Source organism: Mesorhizobium atlanticum, assembly GCF_003289965.1.
In the GTDB taxonomy this organism is placed as follows: domain Bacteria; phylum Pseudomonadota; class Alphaproteobacteria; order Rhizobiales; family Rhizobiaceae; genus Mesorhizobium; species Mesorhizobium atlanticum.
The window spans coordinates 668,146-691,571 of record NZ_QMBQ01000004.1 but is presented as its reverse complement, the minus strand read 5'-3'; the positions used below and the strand labels follow the sequence as shown (position 1 = coordinate 691,571).

Here is a 23,426-nt window from a genome sequence, read left to right as displayed (position 1 = left end):
CGGCCAACCGGTTAGCCGGCTTTAGCGTAGATATCCCTATACGCCTCGCGCAGCACGTTCTTCTGCACCTTGCCCATCGTATTGCGCGGCAACTCCTCGACGAAGATCACCTGCTTCGGATGCTTGTATTTCGCCAGGCGGCCGGCGATGGCGCCGGCAATGTCGGCGGCGCTGATCGCGGATCCCGGCTTGCGCACCACGACCGCCGTGACGCCTTCGCCGAAATCAGGATGCGCGACGCCGATCACCGCGCTTTCGGCCACGCCGTCGAGCGCGTCGATCTCGCTCTCGATTTCCTTCGGATAGACATTGTAGCCGCCCGAGATGATCAAGTCCTTGCCGCGCCCGACGATGTGGACATAGCCGTCGGCATCGATCAGCCCGAGGTCGCCGGTGATGAAGAAGCCGTCATCCCGGAACTCGGCCTTTGTCTTCTCGGGCATGCGCCAATAGCCGGCAAACACGTTCGGTCCCTTGACCTCGATCATGCCGATCTCGCCCTGGGCGAGTGGCCTTCCATCCTCGGGATCGGTGATGCGCAGCGAAACGCCAGGCAGGGGAAATCCGACCGTGCCGGCGCGCCGCTCGCCGTCATAGGGGTTGGATGTGTTCATGTTGGTCTCGGTCATGCCGTAGCGCTCGAGAATGGCGTGGCCGGTGCGCTCGCGCCAGGCTTTGTGCGTCTCGGCCAAGAGCGGCGCCGAGCCGGAGATGAACACCCGGATGGTCTTTGCCGCCTCGCGCGTCAGGCCCTCCTGCTGCAACAGCCGCACATAGAAGGTCGGCACGCCCATCAAGGCCGTCGCGCGCGGCATCAGCGACAGGATGCGCGCCGGGTCGAATCTCTGCTCGAACAACATTGTCGCGCCGGCCATCAGGATGACGTTGGTGGCGACGAACAAGCCGTGCGTGTGGAAGATCGGCAGCGCGTGGATCAGCACATCATCGGCGCCGAAGCGCCATTGCTCGACCAGCACGCGGGCATTGGACGCAAGGTTCTCGTGGCTGAGCATCGCGCCCTTGGAACGGCCGGTCGTGCCGGAGGTGTAGAGGATGGCGGCAAGATCGTCCGGTCCCCGCGCGACATCGCTGAAGTCCGTCGCCTGCCGCGAAGCCTGGCTGGCCAGCGTTCCTTGTCCGTCGCGGCCGAGCGTGAGCACCGTGGCGCCGAGCGACGCGGCAAGCGGCTCGACGCCGGAAAGCCGGTCCGGATCGCACACGATCAGCTTCGGCTCGGCGTCACGGAAGAAATAGTCGAGCTCGGGCAGCGTGTAGGCCGTGTTGAGCGGCAGGAAGACCGCGCCGGCGCGCAACGAGGCAAGATAGAGCAGCGCCGCCTCCGGGCTCTTCTCGACCTGGACGGCGACGCGATCGCCGGGCTCGACGCCCGCCTGCGCCAGTGTATGCGCCAGCTGCGCCGACTTTGCCAGCATGTCGCCGTAGGTGATCGAACGGCCGTCATCCGTCTCCATCAGCAGCCGGCTAGGCGCCGGCATGCGGGAACGGAACGCATCGAAAAGATGATTGGTCATGCAATGTTCCTCACGAGCCGACGCCGCATGGCACATGCGTTGCGCTCGCCTGAGCGAATACCAGATTTGGCGGCCGGAGCAAAAACTGCGGGATGGTTGTCAGTCGCTATCTGCGGCGCGCCTTGGCACCGGCCCTCGGGGCATAGCCCTGGGCGAAGCGTTCCATGCACATCGCGGCAGTGAGGCGGTAGTGGTTGAGAAGCGCTTCGACCGCGCCGTCGGCGTCCCCATCCAAGGTGCGCTCGGCGATGATGCGGTGCTCGCCAAGATCGTCGCGCCCCATCCCGGGCGCACTCTGCGAGATCAGCCGGTAGCGCGAGGCCTGGTCGGAAAGCTGGTCGCAGAAGCCGATCAGCCAATGCGAGCGACATGCCGCGATCAGCGCGCGATGAAAAGCGCGATGCAGCTTCTCCCATTCCGGGTTGTTGGTTGCCGGGTCGTCGGGCAACCGACGCTCGGCGCGGGCCAGGCGGTGGAGGGCCAGCACGAGCTGTTCTTCCCATTCGGCTGTGCGGTGAGCAATGGATTCGCGGAGCGCCCGTTCTTCCAACCAGCACCGCGTCCGCGTCAGTTCCTCCAGTTCCGCGGCGCTGACGGGCATGAGGAAGAAGCCGCGCTGGTCATGCCGCCCGAGCAGGCCTTCGGCGGCAAGGCGGTTGAGGGCCTCGCGCACCGGTGACGCGCCCGCCCCATAGCGGGAAACGACCCACTCGACACGCAGCTTGCTCTCGGCCTCCAGCGCGCCGCGCAAGAGATCATCGCGGAGCTGTTGGTACACTGAACTGGCCAGGGTGCTCTTGGCGCCCTTGCCGTCGCCCGGATCGGCAGTTCCGTGTGTCAAATGAACTCCTATTGCTTGCCCAGTTTTGTCAGGGCCCCTCGGTCAAGCAATTTCCCGTACATGTATCATACAGCCGGGCAAGGGGGGCTCAAGCGGAAGACGATGATATTCGACTTTAATACAAGGCGGTTGGTTTGTTGAATGTGTGAAGTAGAATCTCGATAAAGAAACCGCTATTGCTGCAATGCATCATATACTGAACAGTCGTTCAATGAGCGCTGCGGCTTTGCAGCTCTCGCGAGAGGCGGGACGGTTGTGTGTACTTAGCTGGAGGCCTTGTCGGCGGCCGCGCGAATTGCTTCGATATTTGCCCTATAGGCTTCGACGCTGCCGCCCTTGAAGACGGCGGCGCCCGCCACCAGCACATTGGCGCCGGCCGCGGTCACCAGGGGCGCCGTCTCGGCCGAGACGCCGCCGTCGATCTCGATATGGATCGGACGGCTGCCGATCAACGCCTTCACCCGCTTCACCTTGTCGACGATCGACGGGATGAAGGCCTGCCCGCCGAAACCCGGATTGACGGTCATGATCAGGATCAGGTCCAGCCGGTCGAGCACATATTCGATCGCCGTCTCCGGCGTCGCCGGATTCAGCGAAACACCGGCCTTCTTGCCGAGGCTCTTGATGGTCTGCAACGAGCGGTCGAGATGCGGCCCGGCTTCGGCGTGCACAGTCATGCCGTCGCAGCCGGCCTCGGCGAAGGCCGCCAGGTAGGGATCGGCCGGCGCGATCATCAGATGGCAGTCGAAGAAAGCCTTGGTGCGGTTTCGGATCGCCTTGATCACCGGCGGGCCGAAGGTGATGTTGGGCACGAAATGGCCGTCCATCACATCGAGATGGATCCAGTCGGCGCCGGCCGCCGCGACGGCCTCGACCTCATCGCCCAGCTTCGAAAAATCCGATGCCAGCACCGAAGGCGCGATCAGGGTTTTTTTGCTCATGGGTCGGGCTCGTTTTTGTTGCAGACGCGAATGTCAGGACTGCCGAATGCATGTCGCCCAAAAGTGTCCTCGGTTTTGGGAAGACGACATGCATAAAAATCAAGACCTAAAGCGCGTCGCATGAATCCGGTTCAATGCGACGCGCTTTAGAGCATTTTGCGGTCAAGTGGACAAGAAAAACCCGCCGGATCGCTCCGGCGGGTGTTCGTCTTCAGCTGACAAGCATCACGGCTTGAAGTTCTGGATGTTGGCGCCGCTCGGGTCCTGAATGATCCGTCGCGGCTGGCGCTGCGGCACCAGTTGCTGCAGCACGTTCGGATTGAGCAGGATGCCGGGGTTGATCTCAATGCCCGGCCGCCTGCGGATCGGCGTGCAGTCAGGGAACCGTCCGGTCGTGCCGACCGGGCAGCGCTGCCGGGTGAAGACCGGCTGGCACTGTCCGTCGATGAACTCCGCACCCGGCGCGCATTCCGCTTGCAGCTTGCGGCAGGCGCCGTTGCGGATTTCGGTCCCGCGCGGGCAGACGCAATCGCCCCGCTTGTTGTGGACCTGGCCGCGGATGGTGCACTGCTCCTGGCTCGGCTTCGGCCGCTGGCAGGCCTTGCCGCGCACTTCCAGGCCGTCCGGGCAGGCGCAATTGCCGTTGGCGTCGCGCAGCTGGCCGCGGATCGGGCATTGCCTCGACACGATCGGCCGGCAGGCGCCGTCGCGCAACTCCGTGCCGTTCGGGCAGACGCAATCGCCGTCACCGTTGCGGACCTGACCGCGGATGCGGCACTGGGCAGGCGGCTGCCTGTCAGGCACGCAAGCCTTGGCCGCGCGGTCCACATGCGTGCCGTCCGGACAGGTGCAGCCGTTCGATGTCGGCACCGCGCCACGGATCGTGCACTTCGGCGGGACGACCTGGCACACGCCGTTCACCAGCTCGCCGCGGCGGCACACGCAATTGCCATCCTGGTCGCGGTACTGGCCTGGACGCAGCGTGCATTGCGGCTCCTGCGGCTCTCCGCCCTTAACGCATTTGCCGTTCTCCAGATCGGTACCGCGCGGGCAGACACAGCGTCCATCCTCGGTTCGGATCTGGCCCTGCAGCAGGACGCAGCGCGGCGGTGGCGGCAGCGGCAGGAGCTTGGTGCCACTACTCGAGCATTGGCCGTCACGGAAGGTGGTGCCTTCCGGACAGACACAGCGGCCGGCCGAGTTCAGCACCATTCCATACAAGCACTGGTTCTTCACTTCGTGCCGGATGGTGAAGGGATGGCACGCATAAGCCTTGCCGCGATCGCCCTGGACGTTGGTCAGGTCGCGCGACAGCGTGTCGCCGCCGCCTTGTACCGGCGTGTTCGGAGGAAGCACGCCGACGCAGTTCTGCCCGTTGACCGTGCCCTGCAGAGCAGCGAGACGCCCATCCTCCGGAAGGATTACGGTGACGTGGTGGCTGTGGCTTTCGCCGGCGCCCAGCGTCAGGTCAGCGATGCAGGATGCCGGCAGCGTCGTCGGTTCCGGCGAGCAGCCGAAAGGCGGATCGATCGAGGTGATCTGAACGCCTTCCAGCCGGCCGAGACCCTCCACGCCGATCGCATCGCCGATGCGGACCGGACCGGAGAAGGGATTCGACCCGTCATTCGTGATGGTGATCTCGAATGAGCAGGGTTGTCCCGGCTGGCACTCGGCATCGCCGGTCTTCTCGACACGGATGGTGGAGGCGCCGCCGCCCTTCGCGCAGGCCTGGCCGATCGGGTAGACGATGTCGTCGCCCGGCGCCGGCCCGAAGCTGCCGCGCGCGCAGTTTTCGAACGCGCCATTGCCGCTCACCGTCACGTCGAAGTGCCGGCTGGTTCCGGGCGCCAAGACGGCGCCGGGAATCTGGCACGACAGCGTGTTGGCCGGCACCGGACCGCAGGTCCACTCCGCGCCGTCAGGGGCGACGGTCTGGATCTGGACGGGCGCTCCGCCCGACACCAGCACGGCGGCATCGCTGACCCGTACCGGGCCAGTCGGGGCGGCAGTGCCGGCATTGGTGACGGTGATCCGGCAGGAAACAGCCGCGCCACCGGCCAGCGAACCGTCGCAGGTCTTGCTGATGCGTAGGCCGGGCTGGCCGCCATTCGGATGGCGGATGCGCTCGGTTGCGCAGGCCTTGTTGTTGGCGAGGTCGACCTCGCCGGGAATGCCTTCCACCTCGGCGCAGTTCTCGACCGTGTCGGGCCGGTAGCTTGCCGGCATCACCGCCTTGACGACGATCGGCGTCGAGGCGCCCGGGGGCAGCGAGATGCCGGCATTGTCGCAGCGGAACTGGCCGGGGCCGCTCGGTCCGCAAGCCCATGGCGGGCTCGGCCCGAAGGTCGACGAGGTCGGCGCGCCGCCCGGATAGGTGTCGATCACCGTCAGCGGCCCGCTATAGGTGCCGGTGCCGTTGTTGATGATGTCGATCACGAAAGTGCAGACGCCGTCCGGCGTGCAGACCGGGGCGCGGGCGCGCTTCTTCAGGATCAGATCGACCTTCTTCTCGACCGGGGGATTGCACTGCCGATCGCGATCGCCAGGGCGGCAGATCGGGATCGAGGCGCAGCCGCGGTCGTTCTGCTGGCTGCCGAACAGCGGCTTGCCGCTGGCCTGGTAGTCATAAGCGGCGCAGTTGCGCAGCGCGCCGCCCTGCCAGCCGCCAGCCGGCTTGAAGCCGAGCTTGAGATTGACCGAGGCGCCGGGGTTGAGCGTCGTTACCGGATAGGTGCAGGTCATCGGCGTCGTGCCGGGCACGCAGACCCAGGGCGCATTCGGCCCCGAGGTCAGCACCGAGCCCGCCGGCAGCGTCACCTCGTCGAGCACGATCTTGCCGTTATAAGGCGCGTCGCCGACATTGGTGACGGTGATGGTGAAGTCGCAGCCGCCGGCCATCGTGCAGCGCGGCACGTCGGCATGTTTCTCGACTTTGAGGTCCGGCTCCTTATCCTTCGGCGGGCATCTCAGATCACGCGGGATGACGATGTCGATGACCTGCGTGCAGCAGAGCCCCCAACCCTCCTTCGGCCCGGCATAGGTCTCGATGCCGGTGACGATGAGGTGAATGGCCTCGCCGGGCGAGGCGCCGATGATCTTCCAGTTCAGCACGCCGCCGCCGACCGGCACTTTCTGCGTGTCGGGAACGATGGTGACGCCGGGAGTGGTCGTCGACACCTGCACCCATTTGCCGCCCATCTCGGGTCCGACCGGCATGTGGTAGATGAAGGCGCCGCCGCCGGGCACGCAATCGACCGTGCCGTGCTCGACCTTGAAGCATTCCTTGCTCGGAGGCGGAGGCGGCGGGTTGCATTTGGTCGGATCGATCCTGATCGAGGTTTTCACCCCGGTGAGGAAATCGCCGTCGTCGGGCTTGTCCGGATCCTGCGAGGGGATGGGCGTTGCCGGCCCGCCCCGCAGCGAAACCTTGATCTCTCCCTGGTTGTCGACCGTCACCGGCACGGGAAAGGTCGCATGGTCTATCTTGGCGGTGATGCGGAAGGTTATGACGCGCTCGTTCGCAGCACCCGTGCCATCGAGGTCGGCGGCGCTGATGCGGAAGTTGGAAACACCCGCCGTGTCGTTCGGGTCGGCCGACGCGCTGATTGAAGCAGCCGGCAGCGGTCCGCCGGAGGCGCCGATGCCGTCGCCGGCGACATCGACGCTGACGATCCGCAGGCCGTGCGGCAGTTGGTCCCTGAAATCGAGCCTTGTCGCTTTGAGCAAGGCAGCCACGCTTGGCCTGTCGAAGTCCTGCGGGTCGCCATGGATGCCGAAGCTCAGGACATATTCGACCGTATCGCAGCTTCTCTGGCCGCCCTTCTTGGTGAAGAAGGGCACGATCCGCGGAAGCTCCGCGTTGATGCCGCGTGATGCCGGGTTGGCGGCCTGGCTGGTCGCGGCCGGAGCCTGATCCTGGGCGAGCGCCGGCAGAGCCGGCATCATGGCGACCGCGACACCGGCCGCCATCAGCCAGCGCGCGCCGCGCCTGGCATATGACAGGGGTTTCACGATCGTCTCCATGACGGTTATGCGCGGGGCGAAGCGGGAATGAACGAGATCGCTCATCTTTCCCTCCTCGGCGCTTCGCAGTCGACGGCTGGCGTTCTGAGCGGCAGCGTCATCTTGCAGCAAGGATAGTAGCCACCCTTGTCCTGGTCGGACTTGCGGTAGAAGCAGAGCCCGACATTGACGGTGTCGCCAGGATCATGGCCGGTGATGTCGACCGTGTAGGGCTTGCCCGGAACATGCGACATGGGGGTGGTCACCCCGACGCCGGGCGTCCTGGACTGCGCCTTGATCGAATCGCCGCCAAAGCCGGCATGGTCATGGAGAGTGAGTTCGGCCCGCAGCCCGCGCGGCGTGCAGTAATAGTGCACGTCCTCGACGTCGACGCAGGGCGGCAGATTGCCGGGCGGCGGGAAGTCGGGCGGATAGAACGGAGGCAGATAGCCGCCGGGGATTTCCTCGTAATAGCCGGCGCGGCCCTCGCAGGGGCGCCAGACCCTGACGTCGCCGACATGGCCTTGCACGTCCGGGTCCTCGAAATAGCCGTCGAAGTCGACGAACCATGAGCCGAAGGGCGGCACGTTGGCGGGCTTGACCAGCGCGCTCGGCGTCAGCTGCACGCCATGCACGGCGAGCGGTCCGCCGGCGGCGAGCCGCTCGGCAAGCTCCAGGTTGTCGCGCAGCTTGTCGCCGGTGTTGACGACTGTGTCGGTGCAGACGGACGTGTCGAGATTGCCTTCGGGGTCGTAGCGATACTGCAGATCGACGCCGCCGGCCGACTGGCGGTTACCCTGCGGGAAGCCGACCGCATATTCCTCTGGAACCTCGACCCAGGCCGATTCCGTCGCCGGATCGTCCGGGTCCTCGCGCCAGTAGCGGATCAGCTCGCCCTTGCCGGAATCGGCGAAACGGCTGTAGTCATAGCGGTTTTCGACCGGACCGCGCTGGGCGAGATACATGAAGCCCTTGTTGTCGAAGGCGATGTCGGTGACGGCATAGTCCTGGTCCGCCTTGACTGTCAGCTCCCAGCGCGGATCGCCGGCAAAGCTTCCGTCGCTCGCAATGCCGACCGACCAGATTTCGGCCTTCTCGCCGACGGAATAGTAGAGCCGGCCGCCATGATAGGAAACGGCCCAGACGCGGCGCGCATCCTGCGTGTAGCCCCAGGTCGTGGGGTTTTCGGCGTCGAAGGCCGCGCCCTGGATGTCCATTACGGCGCCGTCGTCGGCGACCGGGGCAAGCCCATGCGCCGGGCGCCCGGCAACGCCATGGTCGAAGCTGTCGATCAGATTGCCCTCGATATCGATGCGGTGAATGAGCCCTGTGTCGAGATCCGAAGCGAAGAACTCGCGATGGGTCGGATCGAAGGCGAGGTTGCCGATGCCCGGCCCGCTGTTGGTGTCGATGTCGGCGAATTTCGAGACAGCGCCCGTGATGCCGTCGATCTTCCAGATCGTGCCCGGACCACCGCCATTCTCGGTGCCGAACTGGCCGTCCATGAAGACCGCGCCCGCGGCGCCGCGGCGCTGCCGTTCCGGTCTTCCGTCATTGTCGGCGTCCGGCGTGACGATCTCGATGCCGTGCAGCGAGGTCGCGGCCGCATAGAGGTTGGGAACGCCCGATGGCACGCCGTCGCGCACGCCATCGTCATAGGTGAGGCCGAACACCTCACCGATCTGCCCAGCCGTCACCTCGAAGGGAGGCGGCGTGTTGACCAGTTGGCCGGAGGCCGGCCCGCCGAGATTGGAAACATTGAAGACGCGCAAGGATGCGCGCGACGTGTCGATGAAGGTCTCGTCGACTGGGTCGACGCCGGGCGGCAGACCCTGATCGAAATCGGGAATGGTGGTGCCCGGAAAGCCGGTGACCGCCATCGATCCGGGATAGACGATCTCCTGCGCCTTCGCCATGCCGCCAAGCCACAGGCCGGCGGTCAGCGCCAATGCGAGAATTCCGCTGCCTGTCGCGATTGCGCGGCGCAAACAGACGCCGCGAGAACGCAGGAACGAGCCGCGAACGCCAGACATTGAACTTCCCCCGAAGCCGCTGGGAGAAACGTCCATTCCTGCCGCGCCAACCAGGGCAAGGCGCGGCGTTGCGGCACGTTCTTCCCCGATCGAATTGTCTGCCTTCCTCTTTGCGACGATACGACGGGTCTTCCGCAGGGTCAACGGAATCAGCCGGAAGCCCAGCGCGTCAACGCCATCCCGAAGGCGGTGATCGCGCTGGACTCCCGTTGTTCCCGGAGACCGCGAAGTCTCTGGGTTTCTGGTCATGGCGGCTTTCCTTTCCGGGCCGCATCATTGCGGCGCCTGGCCGTCAGTCGCCCGCCGGCGGGGAAAGGTTCATCGGAGGGTAGCGGAGCGGAAAGCGTCCTGGGGTGTCACCAGATCCAGTCGCCGTGGCCGAGCGCCGAAACCGCCTCGACGATGCGGGTGAAGCTGGTCCGCGCCCGGCCGACCATGTGCCGGGCCCTGAGGTAGCCATGCACCAGCCCCGGCTCCTCGAACCAGGTGGCGCGTCCGCCTGCCGCGACGATGCGGTCGCGATAGGCTTCGCCGTCGGACGACAGCGGGTCGCATTGGGCGGTGATCAGCACCGTCGGCGGCAGGTTCGCGAACTCGGCGTCGGCGAGCGGGTAGAGCGTGATGTCGCCGGTCATGTCGACGCCGCCGGTGCGGACATGCTTGTAGAAGTCGAGGTCGCGCACGGTCAGCATTGGCGCCTCGGCATGCGTAACGTAAGAGCCCTTCGAGTGGTCGCCGCCGAGGCCGGGATAGATCAGCACCTGGCCGGCGGGCTTCTTGGCATGGCCGCGCGTGGCGTGGGCGACCGCGGCGCAAAGATTGCCGCCGGCGCTGTCGCCGCAGAGCAGGACCGGGCAGTCGTAGGTCTTGGCGGCCCATTCGAAGGCGTCCATGGCGTCGTCGAAGGCCGCCGGGTGCAGATGCTCCGGCGCCAGCCGGTAGTTAAGCGAGACCACCTCGAAGCCGGTGCGGGCGCAAAGCTCGGCGCAGACATCGTCATGGCTGTCCAGCCCGCCAAGGATGAAGCCGCCGCCATGGATATAGAGCACCATCGCGGCTCCGTCCGGAATGGCGTTGCGGTAGATGCGGATCGAAATGCTGCTGGTTGGTGCGGCAACGGCAGTCGTCTCCGCCGTCACCCCTTGCGGATAGCCGGCAAAGAACTCCCGGCACATCCGGTCGTAGATCGCCCGCTGCTGGGTGATCGTGTAGTCGATCGTATCCGGCGGATAGTAGGAGTTGGTCTTCTCGATGAAGGCCCAGGTTTCGGCATCGATCAGGGTCTTGTAGTCGGTCATCGGCACTCCTTGCCTCCCCTCGATGGGGGAGGTCGCCGCGAAGCGGCGGGTGGGGTGGCGGCGCTTCACCCCACCCCGGACCTTCGGTCCGACCCTCCCCATCAAGGGGAGGGTAAGGCAGCGTCACCTGCCCTTCCACACCGGGTCGCGCTTCTCCGCGAACGCCCGGAAGCCTTCCATGTTGTCCTCGGAACCGTAGAGGATATCGACCGTCGGCAGCTGCCGGCGCGTCACCTTGTTCATGGCGTCCTGGAAGGTCAGCGCCTCGGCCACCCGCGCCGTCTCCTTGATCGACGCGAACACCAGCGGCGGGCCGCTGGCCAAAAGCCTTGCGATTTTCCAGACGCGCTCCTCGAGCTTGTCCTTGGGCAGCACCTCGTTGACGAGGCCCCAGCGATGCGCTTCGGCGACATCCATCCAGCGGCCGGTGAACAGGAGGTCCATGGCGATGTGGTAGGGGATGCGCTTCGGCAGCTTGATCGTCGCCGCATCAGCCAGCGTGCCGGCGCGGATCTCCGGCAGCGCGAAGGAGGAATGATCCGAGGCGTAGATGAGGTCGCAGGACAGCGCCAACTCGAAGCCGCCGCCCACCGCCATGCCGTTGACGCAAGCGATCACCGGCTTGTTGAGGTCGCGCAACTCCTGCAGGCCGGCAAAGCCGCCGACGCCGTAGTCGCCGTCGACGGCGTCGCCGGCGGCGGCCGCCTTCAGGTCCCAGCCGGCGCTGAAGAACTTGTCGCCCGCCGTCTTGACGATGGCGACGCGCAGCTCCGGATCGTCGCGAAACGCCTTGAAGGTCTCGCCCATCAGCCGCGACGTCTTGAGGTCGATGGCGTTGGCCTTCGGCCGGTCGAGCGTGACCTCGAGGATCGCGCCTTCACGACGGGTGGTGATGACGTCAGCCATTCTTCTTTTCTCCAAGCACGAGCAGGGCGTCCGCGATCCAGGCGCCCTTGCCTTCGGCGCAGACGATCAGCGGGTTGATGTCGAGTTCCTCGATCTCGCCTTCGTTCTTCTGCACGAAGTCGGCAATGCCGGCGATGGCGTCGATGGCAGCGTTGACGTCGGCCTTCGGCCGGCCGCGATAGCCTTCCAGGAGAGGATAGAGCCTCAGCCCACGCAATGCCGCCTCGATGTCGTCGCGCGTCGCCGGCAGCATGAGCGTCACGCTGTCGCGCAGCAGCTCCACCAGAACGCCGCCGGTGCCGAGCGTCATCACCACGCCGAACATCGGGTCGCGGGTGAAGCCGACGATCAGCTCGGCGACGCCGTCGCGCACCATGCGCTCGGCATAGAGCCCGGTGCCGAGCGGCAAAAGGTCATGCGCGGCGGCGCTGACGGATTCGGCGTCCTTGAGGTTCAGTCGGACGGCGCCGACTTCCGATTTGTGCGTCACGCCAAGCGCCTTGAGAGCGACCGGGAAACCCAGCGTCATGGAGGAGATCACCGCCTCGACCGCATTCGAGGCGCGCTCGCCCTTCGGTACAGGCAGTCCGGCCTTGATCAGCCTTTCCTTTGCTTCGGCCTCGTCCGGCGTGACGCGCTTGGCTTCGGACGCGCCTGCTGCCGTGGTGTCGACCGGCTGCGCCTGCGGCTCGCGCCAGGCCCAGCCGATGAAGGCGGCGGCCTGGGCGGCGTCCATCGCTTCGGAAATGCCGAACAATGGCACCATGCCGCGCGCCATCAGCCCGGCGGTGTATTCCTCCGGCAGGTTCTCCGGCAGCGAGGAGACGATCGCGCCTTGCGCCTTGTTGGTCTTCAATGCGGCCTCGAAGGCGCGCAGCGTCGTCCACCAGTCGACGTCCGAGCAGCGGTCGGGGCGTGGGAAGTCGAGCACCAGCATGTTGAGGTCGAAGCCGCCCGACACCATGGCGGTGAAGGTGGCCGTCATCGCCGGCTCGTTGTTCCAGATGAAGGTGTGGTAGTCGAGCGGGTTGGCGACCGCGACCAGCGGCCCGAGCGTCGATTTGACATGCGCGCGGTGTTCGGCCGTCAGTGCCGGGAAATGTACCCAGCGCCCCTCGGCGCTGTCGGCCATCACCGAAGCTTCGCCGCCCGAGCAGCTCATCGAGGACAGCTTGTAGCCCGGCAACGGTCCGGTGATGTGCAAAAGCTTCAGCGCCTCGATGAAGGCGGGGATAGAATCGACGCGCGCGATGCCGAGCCGCTTCAGGAAAGCGCCGGAGGCGGCGTCGGAGCCGGCGAGCGAGGCGGTGTGCGACACCGTCGCCTGCCTTGCCTGTTCGGAGCGGCCGACCTTCATGGCGATGATCGGCTTCTTCAATTCGCGCGCCCGTGCCGCCAGCCTCTCGAAGCCGGCTACCGAGTCGAAGGCTTCGATATGCATGCCGAGCGAGGTGACGCGCTCGTCCTCGATCAGGCCGAGCGCCATTTCGGAGAGCCCCGTCTGCGCCTGGTTGCCCGCTGTCATCAGGAAGGCGATCGGTAGGCCGCGCTTTTGCATCGTCATGTTGATGGCGATGTTGGACGATTGGGTGATGATGGCGACACCCTTGCCGCCCTCCGGCAGCCGGATGCCGCCATGCTGGTCGGGCCACAACAGCGCGCCGTCGGCATAGTTGATCAGGCCGTAGCAGTTCGGCCCGATGATCGGCATCTGGCCGGCGGCGGCGACGAGCTCGGCCTGCAGCCGCTCGCCGTCCTCGTCGTAAGCCTCCGTTTCCAGGAAACCCGCCGCGAAGCAGACGGCGCCGCCGGCGCCGCGCTCGGCCAGCGCATTGACCACCTCGATGGTGAGATGCCGGTTGACGCCGACAAAGGCGGCGTCCGGCGCGCCAGGCAGGTCGGCGACGGAGCGGTACGCCTTGCGGCCCGCGACCTCATCCTTGGTCGGATGCACCGGCCAGATTTCGCCGGCAAAGCCCATCTTGATCGATTGCGCCACGACGGCGGCGGCCTGCGCCCCGCCGAACACGGCGATCGATTTCGGGCGCAGGAGACGTTCGAGTTTATGCATGGTCATCTTTTCGTTTGAGCATGATCCCGTCCAAAGCCGGATCCCGGCTTTGGCGCATCATGCTCTAAGCTCCGAACGGACGCAGCAGCGCCCGCGAAATAATATGTCGCTGAATCTCCGACGTGCCTTCCCAGATGCGCTCGACGCGCGCGTCGCGCCAGATGCGCTCCAGCGGCAGGTCGTCCATCAGCCCCATGCCGCCATGGATCTGGATGGCTTCGTCGGCGACGAAGGCGAGCATCTCGGTGGCCTTCAGCTTGGCCATCGCCATGTCCTGGTCGGTGACCGTGCCCTGATCGTACTTCCAGCCTGCTTCGAACACCATCAGATCGGCGGCCTTCAGCTCCGTCGCCATGTCGGCGAGCTTGAAGGAAACGCCCTGGAATTTGCCGATCTGCTGGCCGAACTGCTGGCGCTGCGCGGCATATTCGATGGCATGCGACAGCGCGCGCTCGGCACGGCCGAGGCAGGTGGCGCCGACCTGCAGGCGCGTGGCGCCGAGCCAGGAGTTGGCGACGTCGAAGCCCTTGTGCACTTCGCCGAGCACCTGGGAAGCCGGCAGCCGGCAGTCGTCGAATTCGAGGATCGAGTTGGTGTAGCCGCGATGCGAGACGTTGCGGTAGCCGTCGCGCACCGTGAAACCCTTGGTGCCCTTGTCGACGAAGAAGGCGGTGATCTTCTTGCGCTTGCCGCGCGGCGAATCCTCTTCGCCCGAGGCCATGAAGACGATGGCGAAGTCGGCGATGTCGGCGTGGCTGATAAAATGCTTGGTGCCGTTGAGCACCCAGTCCGAGCCGTCCTGCACGGCGGTCGCCTTCATGCCGCGCAGGTCGGAGCCGGCGCCCGGCTCGGTCATCGCGAGACAATCCCATTTCTCACCGCGAATGCAGGGGAAGAGGTATTTTTCGCGCTGCTCCGGCGTGCCGGCGAGCAGGATGTTGGACGGGCGCGCCACGCAGGTCCAGTGCAGCGCGTAGTTGGCGCGGCCGAGCTCCTTCTCGTAGAGCAGCCAGCTCACCGTATCGAGCCCGGCGCCGCCGACATCGGCCGGCATGTTGGCGGCGTAGAGGCCGGCTTCGATCGCCTTCGCCTTCAACTCGTCGATCAGCTCGCGGCGCAACTCGCCGGTGCGCTCCACCTCGCGCTCATGTGGGTAGAGCTCGTTCTCGACGAAGGCGCGGGTCGTCTCGACGATGAGCTTCTGCTCTTCCGAAAGACCGAAATGCATCGCCTCAGCCCTTCTTCTTGCCGCTCTTCTTCTTCGGCTTCTCGACCTTCACCGCCTTGGCCGGTTTCGCAGCCTTTGCCGGCTTCGCGGCCTTCTTCACCGGCTTGGCCGCTTCTGCTTTAGCCGTAACCTTGGCGGAAGCCTTCTTCGCCGCCAGCTTGGCGAGCTGCCTGGTATAGTCCTTGTGCAGCGCGCCGGCGCCCCAGCCCTTGCCCTTGTTCTGCTTCGACAGCGCTTCCATGATCGCGACCAGATTGTCGTCGCGGATTTTCTCCAGCTCGCGGATCGAAAGCCCGTGCGCCTGCTCGTCCGACTGCGTGGCGATCAGGTCGACCAGCTCGTCGTTGAACTCCGGCACGTCCATCAGCTTGGTCCACGCCCATTTCAGGCAGGGCCCGAACTGCGCCATGAAGTGGCGCATGCCCGCCTCGCCGCCGGCGACGCGGTAGACCTGGAACATGCCCATCTGCGCCCAGCGCAGGCCGAAGGAATAGCGCATGATGTCGTCGAGTTCCTCGACGGTGCAGATGCCGTCCTTGACCAGCCACAGCGCCTCTCGCCACGCGGCCTCGAGCAGGCGGTCGCCGACAAAGGCCTCGATCTCCTTGCGCACCACCACCGGCTTCATGCCGATCGAGGCGTAGAGCTCCTTGGCCACCTCGATCGCCTCGGGGAAAGTCTGCTCACCGCCGACGATCTCGACCAGCGGCAGAAGATAGACCGGGTTGAACGGATGGCCGACGACCAGTCGCTCAGGGTGCTTCTTCATCGCCACCTGCATGTCGGTGGGCTTGATGCCGGACGTTGAGGAGCCGACGATGGCGTTGGCCGGCGCATGCGCGTCGATCTCGGCCAGTACCCTGTGTTTGAGGTCGAGCCGCTCCGGCACGCTTTCCTGGATGAAATCGGCGTCGGCGACTGCTTCGGCGATGGTCTTGGCGAAGGTGAGCTTGCCTTCCTTGGGCAGGCCGCCCGGCAGCATCTGCTTGTAGGCGCGGCGCGCGCCCTTCATCACTTCGCCGACCTTGCGGGTGGCTTCCGGATCCGGGTCGAAGATCGACACGTCGATGCCGTTGAGCAGAAGCCGCGCCACCCAGCCGGCGCCGATGACACCGCCGCCGATGGCGGCTGCCTTGTTGATGATGCTCATGGTCAGGCTCCGGTTCTTGTCTTGGCTGTATCGGGATCGGTAAGGGCGACGCGCTCGCCGGCGCGGATCACCGCCGGGTCGTAGGCCTTGCGGGCAAACACTTCGAGCACGAAGGGCCGGAAGAACTCGACCGGCAGCGTCTCGTAGTCGGGGTCGAAGCTCGACTGGTCCCAGCGCTCGCAGAACTGGTCGCAATCGTCGAAATAGGCATGCCCGGCGAAACGGTCGCGGGCGTGGCGATTGCCGCCCAGATGATGCGCGTAATAGAGGCGCTGGAAATCGCCGTGCTTTTCCACCACCCAGGTGCATTGCTCGCGCACGAACGGTTTTAGAATCGTGGCGGCATATTCGTCGTGGTTGTAGGGCGCGTAGATGTCGCCGATGTCGTGCAGCAGCGCCGAGACGATCCAGTCCGTATCGGCGCCGTCCTGCCAGGCGCGCGTCGCCGCCTGCAGCGAATGGCCGAGCCGGGTGATCTTGTAGCCGGAAAGTCCCTCGTCGAGCTGCACCAGCGCATCGAGCAGCCGGTCGCCGGTCTTGGCGGCATAGTCGATCTCGTGGGCGGTCAGGAATTCGTAGTCTTCCTTGTCGCCATCCTTCATCGCGGTGAATTTGACGGTGGCCATTTTCAGCTCCCGCTCAAGCTGCGGCAGCTAAAGGTGCCCGTTTGGTGAGATTGAGCTTCTTGCGCACTTCCTCAGGCCCGAGGATACGGGCGCCGAGATTGGTGACGATGCTGGCCGCACGCTCGACCAGCTGCGCGTTGGTGGCCAGCACGCCCTTGTCGAGCCAGAGATTGTCTTCCAGGCCGACGCGGACGTTGCCGCCGGCAAGCACGGCCGCCGCGGCATAGGCCATCTGGTTGTGGCCGATCGAGAAGGCCGACCAGTTCCAGGTCGAGGGCACGTTGTTGACCATCGCCATGAAGGTGTTGAGGTCGTCCGGCGCGCCCCACGGCACGCCCATGCAGAGCTGCACCAGCGCGTCGGCGTTGAGGACCTTTTCCTCGACCAGCTGCTTGGCGAACCACAGATGTCCGGTGTCGAAGGCCTCGATCTCGGGCTTCACGCCCAGCGCCGTCATCATGCCGCCCATGGCGCGCAGCATGCCGGGCGTGTTGGTCATGACATAGTCGGCCTCGGCGAAGTTCATCGTGCCGCAATCCAGCGTGCAGATCTCCGGCAGGCACTGGCGCACATGTTCCATGCGGTTGGTGGCCCCGCCCATGTCGGTGCCTTTTTCGTTGAGCGGCAGCGGAGCCTCGGGCGAGCCGAACACCATGTCGCCGCCCATGCCGGCGGTGAGGTTCAGCACCACATCGACATTGGCCTCGCGGATGCGCTCGGTCACTTCGCGGTAGAGATGCACGTCGCGGCGCGGCTTGCCGGTCTCGGGGTCGCGCACATGGCAATGGACGATCGCGGCGCCGGCCTTGGCCGCGTCGATCGCCGAATCGGCGATCTGCTTGGGCGAGCGCGGCACATGCGGAGAGCGGTCCTGCGTGCCGCCGGAGCCGGTCACGGCACAGGTAATGAAAACCTCACGGTTCATCGCAAGCGGCATCGTCTATCCTCCCAGGGTCGATCGGCCATGCATGCCGCCAAGAGCGGAAGCCTGTTGGGCTGTGCACGGGATGGACACAGAATGACCGACTTGCCGGAAACTGTTTTGCGTTTTACGAAGCACTCATGATCAAAAGCGAAAAGCCGACCATCTTTCGTCCCGAGCGCGAAACCCTCAAGGTAACGTTCCTCGTGTTCTCGGGCTCGTCGATCATGTGCGTCGCTTCGGCTGTCGACCCGTTGCGCGCCGCCAACCGCATCTCCGGCGAGACCTTGTTCGATTTCAAGCTGGTCTCGGTCACCGGCGAGGCGCCGGTCACCACCTGCGGCCTGCCGGTTGCGGTCAGCGGCCGCTTTGACGCCGCCGAGCCGACCGACATGCTGGTCGTCGTCGCCGGCTTCGGCACGCAGAATTATGCCACCTCGGCGCTGCTCGCCGGTCTGCGCCGCGCCGCGCGCGCGGCCCGCGCCTGCGGCGGCGTCGAGGCTGGCACCTGGCTGGTGGCGCGCGCCGGCCTGCTCGAGGGCCGCAGCGCCACCACGCACTGGGAGGATATGGAGGATTTCTCCGCCGCCTTCCCGGGCGTCGACGTGCGGCCGGACCGCTATGTCATCGACGGGCCGGTCTTCACCTCCGGCGGCGCCTCGCCGACCTTCGACCTGATGCTGCATCTGGTCCGCACCAGGCTCGGCATGGCCGCGGCGCTCGATGTCGCCAGCGTCTTCATCTATGATCAGGCGCGCGCCGCGACCGACGCGCAGCCGTTGGTCTCGCTCGGCCGGCTCGACGGCTACGACCCGCGACTCGCCCAGGCGATCCGGTTGATGGAAGCCCATGTCGACCAGCCGCTCACCATCGACGCCGTGGCCAAACGCGCCGGCGTCACGGCAAGAACGCTGGAAAGCATCTTCCGCAAATCGATCGGCGAGACGCCGGGCGCCTATTATCTGAGGCTGCGCCTCAGCGCCGCCCGCCGCCTGGTGGTCGACACGCGCATTGCCATGGCCGATATTGCCGGGCGTACCGGCTTCTCGTCCGCAGCGGCGTTTTCCAGGGCGTTTTCTCGGGCTTTCGGCGAAGCGCCGGTCAGGCTGCGGCGCGGTTGAGTATCCACTCAGCTGCCGCCGCGAGATCGTCGACCAGCGCCGTCGGTGCCGGGTCGAAGCGGGTTTCATCGCCCGGACGGTATTTGCCGGTCCGCACGAGCAACGCCTCGCCGAGCCCGGCGCGAAGCGCGCCTGCGACGTCGCTTTCCGCATCGTCGCCGACCATGACAGCGTCATCTGCAGGGCAGTTCAAACCGGCAAGCGCAGACAGGAAAAAATCGGGCGAGGGCTTGCCCACCACGATGGGGCTTCGTCCGCTGGCGAATTCCAGCGCTGCGACGAAGGCGCCGGTATCGAGGCTGAGCTGGCCGTCGGCATCCTTGAAGGTGCGATTGACGGCGAGCGCCACGAAATCGGCACCGGCGGCAAGCGCGCGGAAAGCTTGGTTCAGGCTCGCATGGTTGAAGCCCTCGCCGGCATCGCCGACGACCAAGGCATTGCCGCTCCCACCTTCCAGTCCGGAAAACTCGCCTTCGAGGTCGGGATGGACGAACAGATGCGGCCGGCGGTCGTGATTGCGCAGCCATTCGACCGCGGCGCGCGCCGGCGTCAGCAACTCTTCGTCCGTAACCTCAATGCCCATGGCGGCAACCTGCGCGATGATCTTGCCGCGCGGCGAGCGTGTCGTGTTGCTGACGAAACGTAGCGGCAGGCCGGCGTCGCGCAGACGTTCGATAGCCGCGGCCGCGCCTGGTATCAGGGTATCGCCATCGTAGACGACACCCAGAAGATCGAGCAGTACCGCGCGTATCATCGGCGCAGGATGGAGAAACAGTCTCCGTTCGTCAAACCAGGAGAAAATCAGGCCACGAGAAAATCAGGCCACGGAAGAATCAGGCCGCGTCGCGGCCTTCGCCGACGATGCGCGAGCGCATGCTCCTGGCCAGCGCCGTTTCGAGCCGCGCGGCAACCGCGCGATCCCATTCATTTGCCTTGCGCACGCTGTCTTTCGAGTACGGCAATGCCATCAGCCGGTCAATGATCGATCCGGTTTCGCCGGACGAGAGCAGGGCGTCGATTTCGCGTTCGTGCTGCATATCGGTTCGCCTCCTTCTTCTTCACCCGCCACAGGAGCCACGTTTATACGAAATCCGTGACGGCTGTTTGAAGGCAAGAACGAGGTCATTGAGGGGCAGCGCGGGGCAGAACCGTGTTATCGATTCTGCCCATCGCGCAAAGCCTTTCCGGGCAGCGATCCCCCTTATTGAATCGTCGGGGGGCACGATATTAGACAGGCAGTTTGGCTCAGACGTAGCGGTTGACGATGTTTTCGAGCAGCTCCTGCCGGCCGGAGCGCGGCTGCGGCTCGATCTTCTTCTTCACCACGCGTTCGGCGATTTCTTCCAGCGTGCGCTTGCCCGCAAGCATCGCCTTGCCTTCGGCGGTGTTCCAGCCGGCATAGCGTTCGGCGAGCGGGCCGGACAGCGCCTTGTCCTCGATCATCTTCGCCGCCGCCTTCAGGCCGCGCGCGCAGGCATCCATGCCGCCGATATGGCCGATCAGGAGGTCGTCCGGGTCGAGCGACTGGCGCCGGAGCTTGGCGTCGAAATTGGTGCCGCCCGTCTTGAAGCCGCCGCCCTGCAGCACCTGGTAGTAGGCCAGCGCCATTTCCGGCACATTATTGGGGAACTGGTCGGTGTCCCAGCCGGACTGGTAGTCGTTGCGGTTCATGTCGATCGAACCGAAGACGCCCAGCGCATTGGCCAGCGCCAGCTCGTGCTCGAACGAATGGCCGGCAAGGATCGCGTGGCCCTGCTCGATGTTGAGCTTGACCTCCTTCTCCAGCCCGAAGCGCTTGAGGAAGCCGTACACCGTGGCGACATCGTAGTCGTACTGATGCTTGGTCGGCTCCTGCGGCTTCGGCTCGATCAGGATTGTGCCCTTGAAGCCTATTTTGTGCTTGTAGTCGACAACGAGGTTGAGGAAGCGGCCGGCCTGCTCCTGCTCGCGGGCGAGGTCGGTGTTGAGCAAGGTCTCATAGCCCTCGCGCCCGCCCCACAGCACATAGTTCTCGCCCTTCAGCTTCTTGGTGACGTCGATGCATTTCTTCACCGTCGCCGCCGCATAGGCAAACACATCCGGGTCGGGGTTGGTGGCCGCGCCCGACATGAAGCGGCGATGCGAGAACAGGTTCGCCGTGCCCCAGAGCAGCTTGACGCCCGTTTGCTTCATCTTGCCGGCGAAATAATCGGTGATCTCGTCGAGGCGCGCCGCGCTTTCGGAGAAATCCTTGCCTTCCGGGCGCACATCGGCGTCGTGGAAGCAGAAATAGGGCGTGCCGAGCAGCGAGAACATCTCGAAGGCCACGTCGGCCTTGAGCTTGGCCAGCTCCATCGTGTCGACGCCGCCCGGCTTGGCGAACCAGGGGCGATCGAAGGTCTGGCCGCCGAACGGGTCGCCGCCCGGCCAGGCGAAGGAATGCCAATAGGCGACGGCGAAGCGCAGATGGTCTTCCAGCCGCTTGCCGGCCACCACCTCGTCCGGGTTGTAGAAGCGATAGGCCAGCGGATTGGTCGAATCCGGCCCCTCATATTTGATCTTCTTGATGTCGCCGAAAAATCCGCTGCTCATGGTTTCCTTCCTCTCCGGGTGCTTTTGCCCGATTACCTCAGGCGTAATTGGTTTCGCTTCTGTGGGGCGTCAAAAAGGTCACGTCGAAACGATCCAACGAAGGAGAATGACCATGACCGACCTCAACACGATCGCCCGCAACTACATCACCGCCTGGAACGAGAGCGATGCGACCCGCCGCAAGGCGCTGCTCGAAGCGGCCTTCACCCAGGACGTCAGCTATCGCGACCCGGTCATGCAGGGTGACGGCCATGACGGCATCGCCGCATTGATCGACGGCGTGCAGCAGCGCTTCGCCGGCTTCCGTTTCTCGCTGAAGGGTGAGCCCGACGGTTTCGCTGACAAGATCCGCTTCTCGTGGAACCTTGGACCCGAAGGCACGGAGTCCGTTATCGAGGGCACCGACATCGGCGTCATCGAGAACGGCCGCCTGAAGAGCGTCACCGGGTTTCTGGACAAGGTGCCGGCACAATAGAGCTAGCTGGGGAGGTGGGGTGCGAGGCCCCCCTCTCTGGCCTGCCGGCCATCTCCCCCGCAAGGGGGGAGATTGGCTGTCACGCGGACCTTCGCCAATCGCCAGCGTTGAAAATAATGCGGCAGCGCCGGAGCTGCTAATCTCCCCCCTTGCGGGGGAGATGCCCGGCAGGGCAGAGGGGGGTGCCTCGCGCCCGCTTACGCGACTACGAGGTGCCTCGCGCCCACTCACGCGGTTACAGCCCGGATCGCCGGATAAAGCGCCCTATAGCGCTGATAGGCATCAGCATAAGCCCCGCCAAGCCCTGCATCCGGCTCGATCGTCGCATCGGTCGCCGGCGCCGTGCACACCGCCAGCGGATCGGCCCCGGTGGCGGCAATCAACCCCAGCCGAGCCGCACCGAACGCCGCGCCGAAATCGCCGTCGGCGGGAATGTCGACCGGCACTTGCAGCGCGGTGGCGATCGCCTTTAGCCAGTAGCGCGAGCGCGAGCCGCCGCCGATCGCGGTCACCCGGCTCAGCGTCGTGCCGGCTGTCTTCAGCGCTTCCAGGCTGTCTCGGAACGCAAAGGCAACGCCTTCCAGCACAGCCTGCGTCAGTACGGCCCGGCTCGATTGGTGCGCGAGTCCGGTGAAGGAGCCGCGAATGGCGGAATCATTGTGCGGCGTCCGCTCTCCCGACAGATAGGGCAGGAAGGTGACGCCCGTCGGCGCCTTCAGCTTGTCGCCGAGCTCGCCGGTCAAGTCGCCGGCGCTCTTTCCGGTGATCTCCGACAGCCAGTTGAGCGAATCGGTGGCCGACAGGATGACGCCCATCTGGTGCCAGGTGTTGGGCAGCGCGTGGCAGAAGGTGTGCACCGCGCTTTCCGGGTTGGGCAAATAGGAGGCGTTCGCCGCAAACAGCACGCCCGATGTGCCGAGCGACACGAAGGCATGCCCGGCGCCGACCGTGCCCATGCCGCAGGCCGAGGCCGCATTGTCGCCGGCGCCACCGGCAACCGGAATACCGGCCGCGACGCCCCATTTCGAGGCGAACTCGGCGCGCAAGGCGCCGGCCTTGGCCGTGCCTTCGACCAGCGACGGCATCTGTCTTTCGTCGAGCGATGTCGCGGCGAGCAATTCGCCCGACCAACGGCGCTCGCCGACATCGAGCCAGGAGGTGCCGGCCGAATCCGACATTTCCGAAATATGCTCGCCGGTCAGCCAGAGCCGCAGATAGTCCTTGGGCAACAGGACCTTCGCCACCTTGGCGAAGATCGCAGGCTCGTTGTTCTTCACCCAGGCAAGCTTCGGCGCCGTGAAGCCCGGGAAAACGATGTTGCCGGTGAGCTTGCGGAAGCGCGGATCGGCATCGAGCGCCGCCGCTTCGACATGGCTGCGCGTGTCGTTCCACAAGATGCAGGGGCGCAGCACCTTGTCCGAGGCATCGAGCAGGGTGGCGCCATGCATCTGGCCCGAAAGGCCGATGCCCTTAACCTCGGCCAACTCCTTGGGGTGCGAAGCCTTGAGGTCGGCAATTGCGGCTTCGCAGGCCCCGATCCAATGCGCCGGATCCTGCTCCGACCAGCCGGGATACGGCCGCAAGACGTCGAGCGAGCCATGGCCGGCGCCAATAACCTTCTGACCGTCATCGATCAGCAGCGCCTTGACGCCCGAAGTGCCCAGGTCGAGGCCGAGATACATGATTTCCTCCCACTGCCATTAATTTTT

The 23,426-nt window shown here is 65.6% G+C and carries 18 protein-coding genes; 2 read left to right on the top strand and 16 right to left on the bottom strand.

The window, feature by feature from the left end:
- Positions 1–11: 11 nt before the first annotated feature.
- The 12 genes from DPM35_RS16930 to bcoG form a co-directional block, all read right to left on the bottom strand.
- Positions 12–1,532: a malonate--CoA ligase gene (locus DPM35_RS16930; protein ID WP_112128382.1), complete on the bottom strand. Its 1,521-nt coding sequence runs from the start codon at positions 1,530–1,532 to the stop codon at positions 12–14.
- Between the two features lie 106 nt (positions 1,533–1,638).
- Positions 1,639–2,373 carry a GntR family transcriptional regulator gene (locus tag DPM35_RS16925; protein WP_112128381.1) on the bottom strand — a complete coding sequence of 245 codons (735 nt, stop codon included), beginning with the start codon at positions 2,371–2,373 and terminating at the stop codon, positions 1,639–1,641.
- Between the two features lie 263 nt (positions 2,374–2,636).
- Positions 2,637–3,314 (bottom strand): ribulose-phosphate 3-epimerase, encoded by a 678-nt coding sequence (rpe, locus tag DPM35_RS16920; RefSeq protein WP_112128380.1) that lies wholly within the window; start codon positions 3,312–3,314, stop codon positions 2,637–2,639.
- A gap of 225 nt (positions 3,315–3,539) precedes the next feature.
- Positions 3,540–7,382: a DUF7929 domain-containing protein gene (locus tag DPM35_RS16915; RefSeq protein WP_112128379.1), complete on the bottom strand. Its 3,843-nt coding sequence runs from the start codon at positions 7,380–7,382 to the stop codon at positions 3,540–3,542.
- Positions 7,379–9,349, bottom strand: a complete 1,971-nt coding sequence (locus DPM35_RS16910) for an NHL repeat-containing protein (RefSeq protein WP_112128378.1) — start codon at positions 9,347–9,349, stop codon at positions 7,379–7,381. Before DPM35_RS16910 ends, DPM35_RS16915 begins: the two co-directional genes overlap by 4 nt.
- A 356-nt stretch (positions 9,350–9,705) precedes the next feature.
- Positions 9,706–10,647, bottom strand: coding sequence for an alpha/beta hydrolase (locus tag DPM35_RS16905; protein ID WP_112128377.1), 942 nt, complete (start codon positions 10,645–10,647; stop codon positions 9,706–9,708).
- Positions 10,648–10,770: 123 nt separating this feature from the next.
- Positions 10,771–11,553, bottom strand: a complete 783-nt coding sequence (locus DPM35_RS16900) for a carnitinyl-CoA dehydratase (protein WP_112128376.1) — start codon at positions 11,551–11,553, stop codon at positions 10,771–10,773.
- Positions 11,546–13,624 (bottom strand): acetate--CoA ligase family protein, encoded by a 2,079-nt coding sequence (locus DPM35_RS16895; RefSeq protein WP_112128522.1) that lies wholly within the window; start codon positions 13,622–13,624, stop codon positions 11,546–11,548. Before DPM35_RS16895 ends, DPM35_RS16900 begins: the two co-directional genes overlap by 8 nt.
- A 64-nt stretch (positions 13,625–13,688) precedes the next feature.
- Positions 13,689–14,852, bottom strand: a complete 1,164-nt coding sequence (locus DPM35_RS16890; protein WP_042637379.1) for an acyl-CoA dehydrogenase family protein — start codon at positions 14,850–14,852, stop codon at positions 13,689–13,691.
- Positions 14,853–14,856: 4 nt separating this feature from the next.
- On the bottom strand, positions 14,857–16,002 hold the full coding sequence (locus tag DPM35_RS16885) for a carnitine 3-dehydrogenase (protein ID WP_112128375.1): 1,146 nt from the start codon (positions 16,000–16,002) through the stop codon (positions 14,857–14,859).
- Positions 16,003–16,004: 2 nt separating this feature from the next.
- Positions 16,005–16,628, bottom strand: coding sequence for an HD domain-containing protein (locus DPM35_RS16880; RefSeq protein WP_112128374.1), 624 nt, complete (start codon positions 16,626–16,628; stop codon positions 16,005–16,007).
- 13 nt (positions 16,629–16,641) lie between these two features.
- Positions 16,642–17,565, bottom strand: coding sequence for a 3-dehydrocarnitine:acetyl-CoA trimethylamine transferase BcoG (gene bcoG, locus DPM35_RS16875; RefSeq protein ID WP_112128373.1), 924 nt, complete (start codon positions 17,563–17,565; stop codon positions 16,642–16,644).
- A 125-nt stretch (positions 17,566–17,690) separates the two neighbouring features.
- Between bcoG and DPM35_RS16870 the strand changes: the two genes are divergently transcribed.
- Positions 17,691–18,671, top strand: coding sequence for a GlxA family transcriptional regulator (locus DPM35_RS16870; RefSeq protein ID WP_112128372.1), 981 nt, complete (start codon positions 17,691–17,693; stop codon positions 18,669–18,671).
- Here DPM35_RS16870 and DPM35_RS16865 read toward each other — a convergent pair.
- The 3 genes from DPM35_RS16865 to xylA form a co-directional block, all read right to left on the bottom strand.
- Positions 18,652–19,425, bottom strand: a complete 774-nt coding sequence (locus DPM35_RS16865) for a TIGR01458 family HAD-type hydrolase (RefSeq protein ID WP_112128371.1) — start codon at positions 19,423–19,425, stop codon at positions 18,652–18,654. The two genes, DPM35_RS16870 and DPM35_RS16865, sit on opposite strands and share 20 nt — an antisense overlap.
- Before the next feature lie 79 nt (positions 19,426–19,504).
- Complete coding sequence (locus DPM35_RS16860) at positions 19,505–19,708, bottom strand: hypothetical protein (RefSeq protein WP_112128370.1); 204 nt, start codon at positions 19,706–19,708, stop codon at positions 19,505–19,507.
- A 208-nt stretch (positions 19,709–19,916) separates the two neighbouring features.
- Positions 19,917–21,242 (bottom strand): xylose isomerase, encoded by a 1,326-nt coding sequence (gene xylA, locus DPM35_RS16855; RefSeq protein WP_112128369.1) that lies wholly within the window; start codon positions 21,240–21,242, stop codon positions 19,917–19,919.
- Between the two features lie 112 nt (positions 21,243–21,354).
- Here xylA and DPM35_RS16850 point away from each other — a divergent pair, with 112 nt between their 5' ends.
- Entirely contained in the window at positions 21,355–21,717 is a 363-nt protein-coding gene (locus tag DPM35_RS16850; protein ID WP_112128521.1) for a nuclear transport factor 2 family protein, read from the top strand.
- A 227-nt stretch (positions 21,718–21,944) separates the two neighbouring features.
- On the opposite strand, the gene xylB is transcribed toward DPM35_RS16850, so the two are convergent.
- Positions 21,945–23,399: a xylulokinase gene (xylB, locus tag DPM35_RS16840; protein WP_112128368.1), complete on the bottom strand. Its 1,455-nt coding sequence runs from the start codon at positions 23,397–23,399 to the stop codon at positions 21,945–21,947.
- Positions 23,400–23,426: the final 27 nt, after the last annotated feature.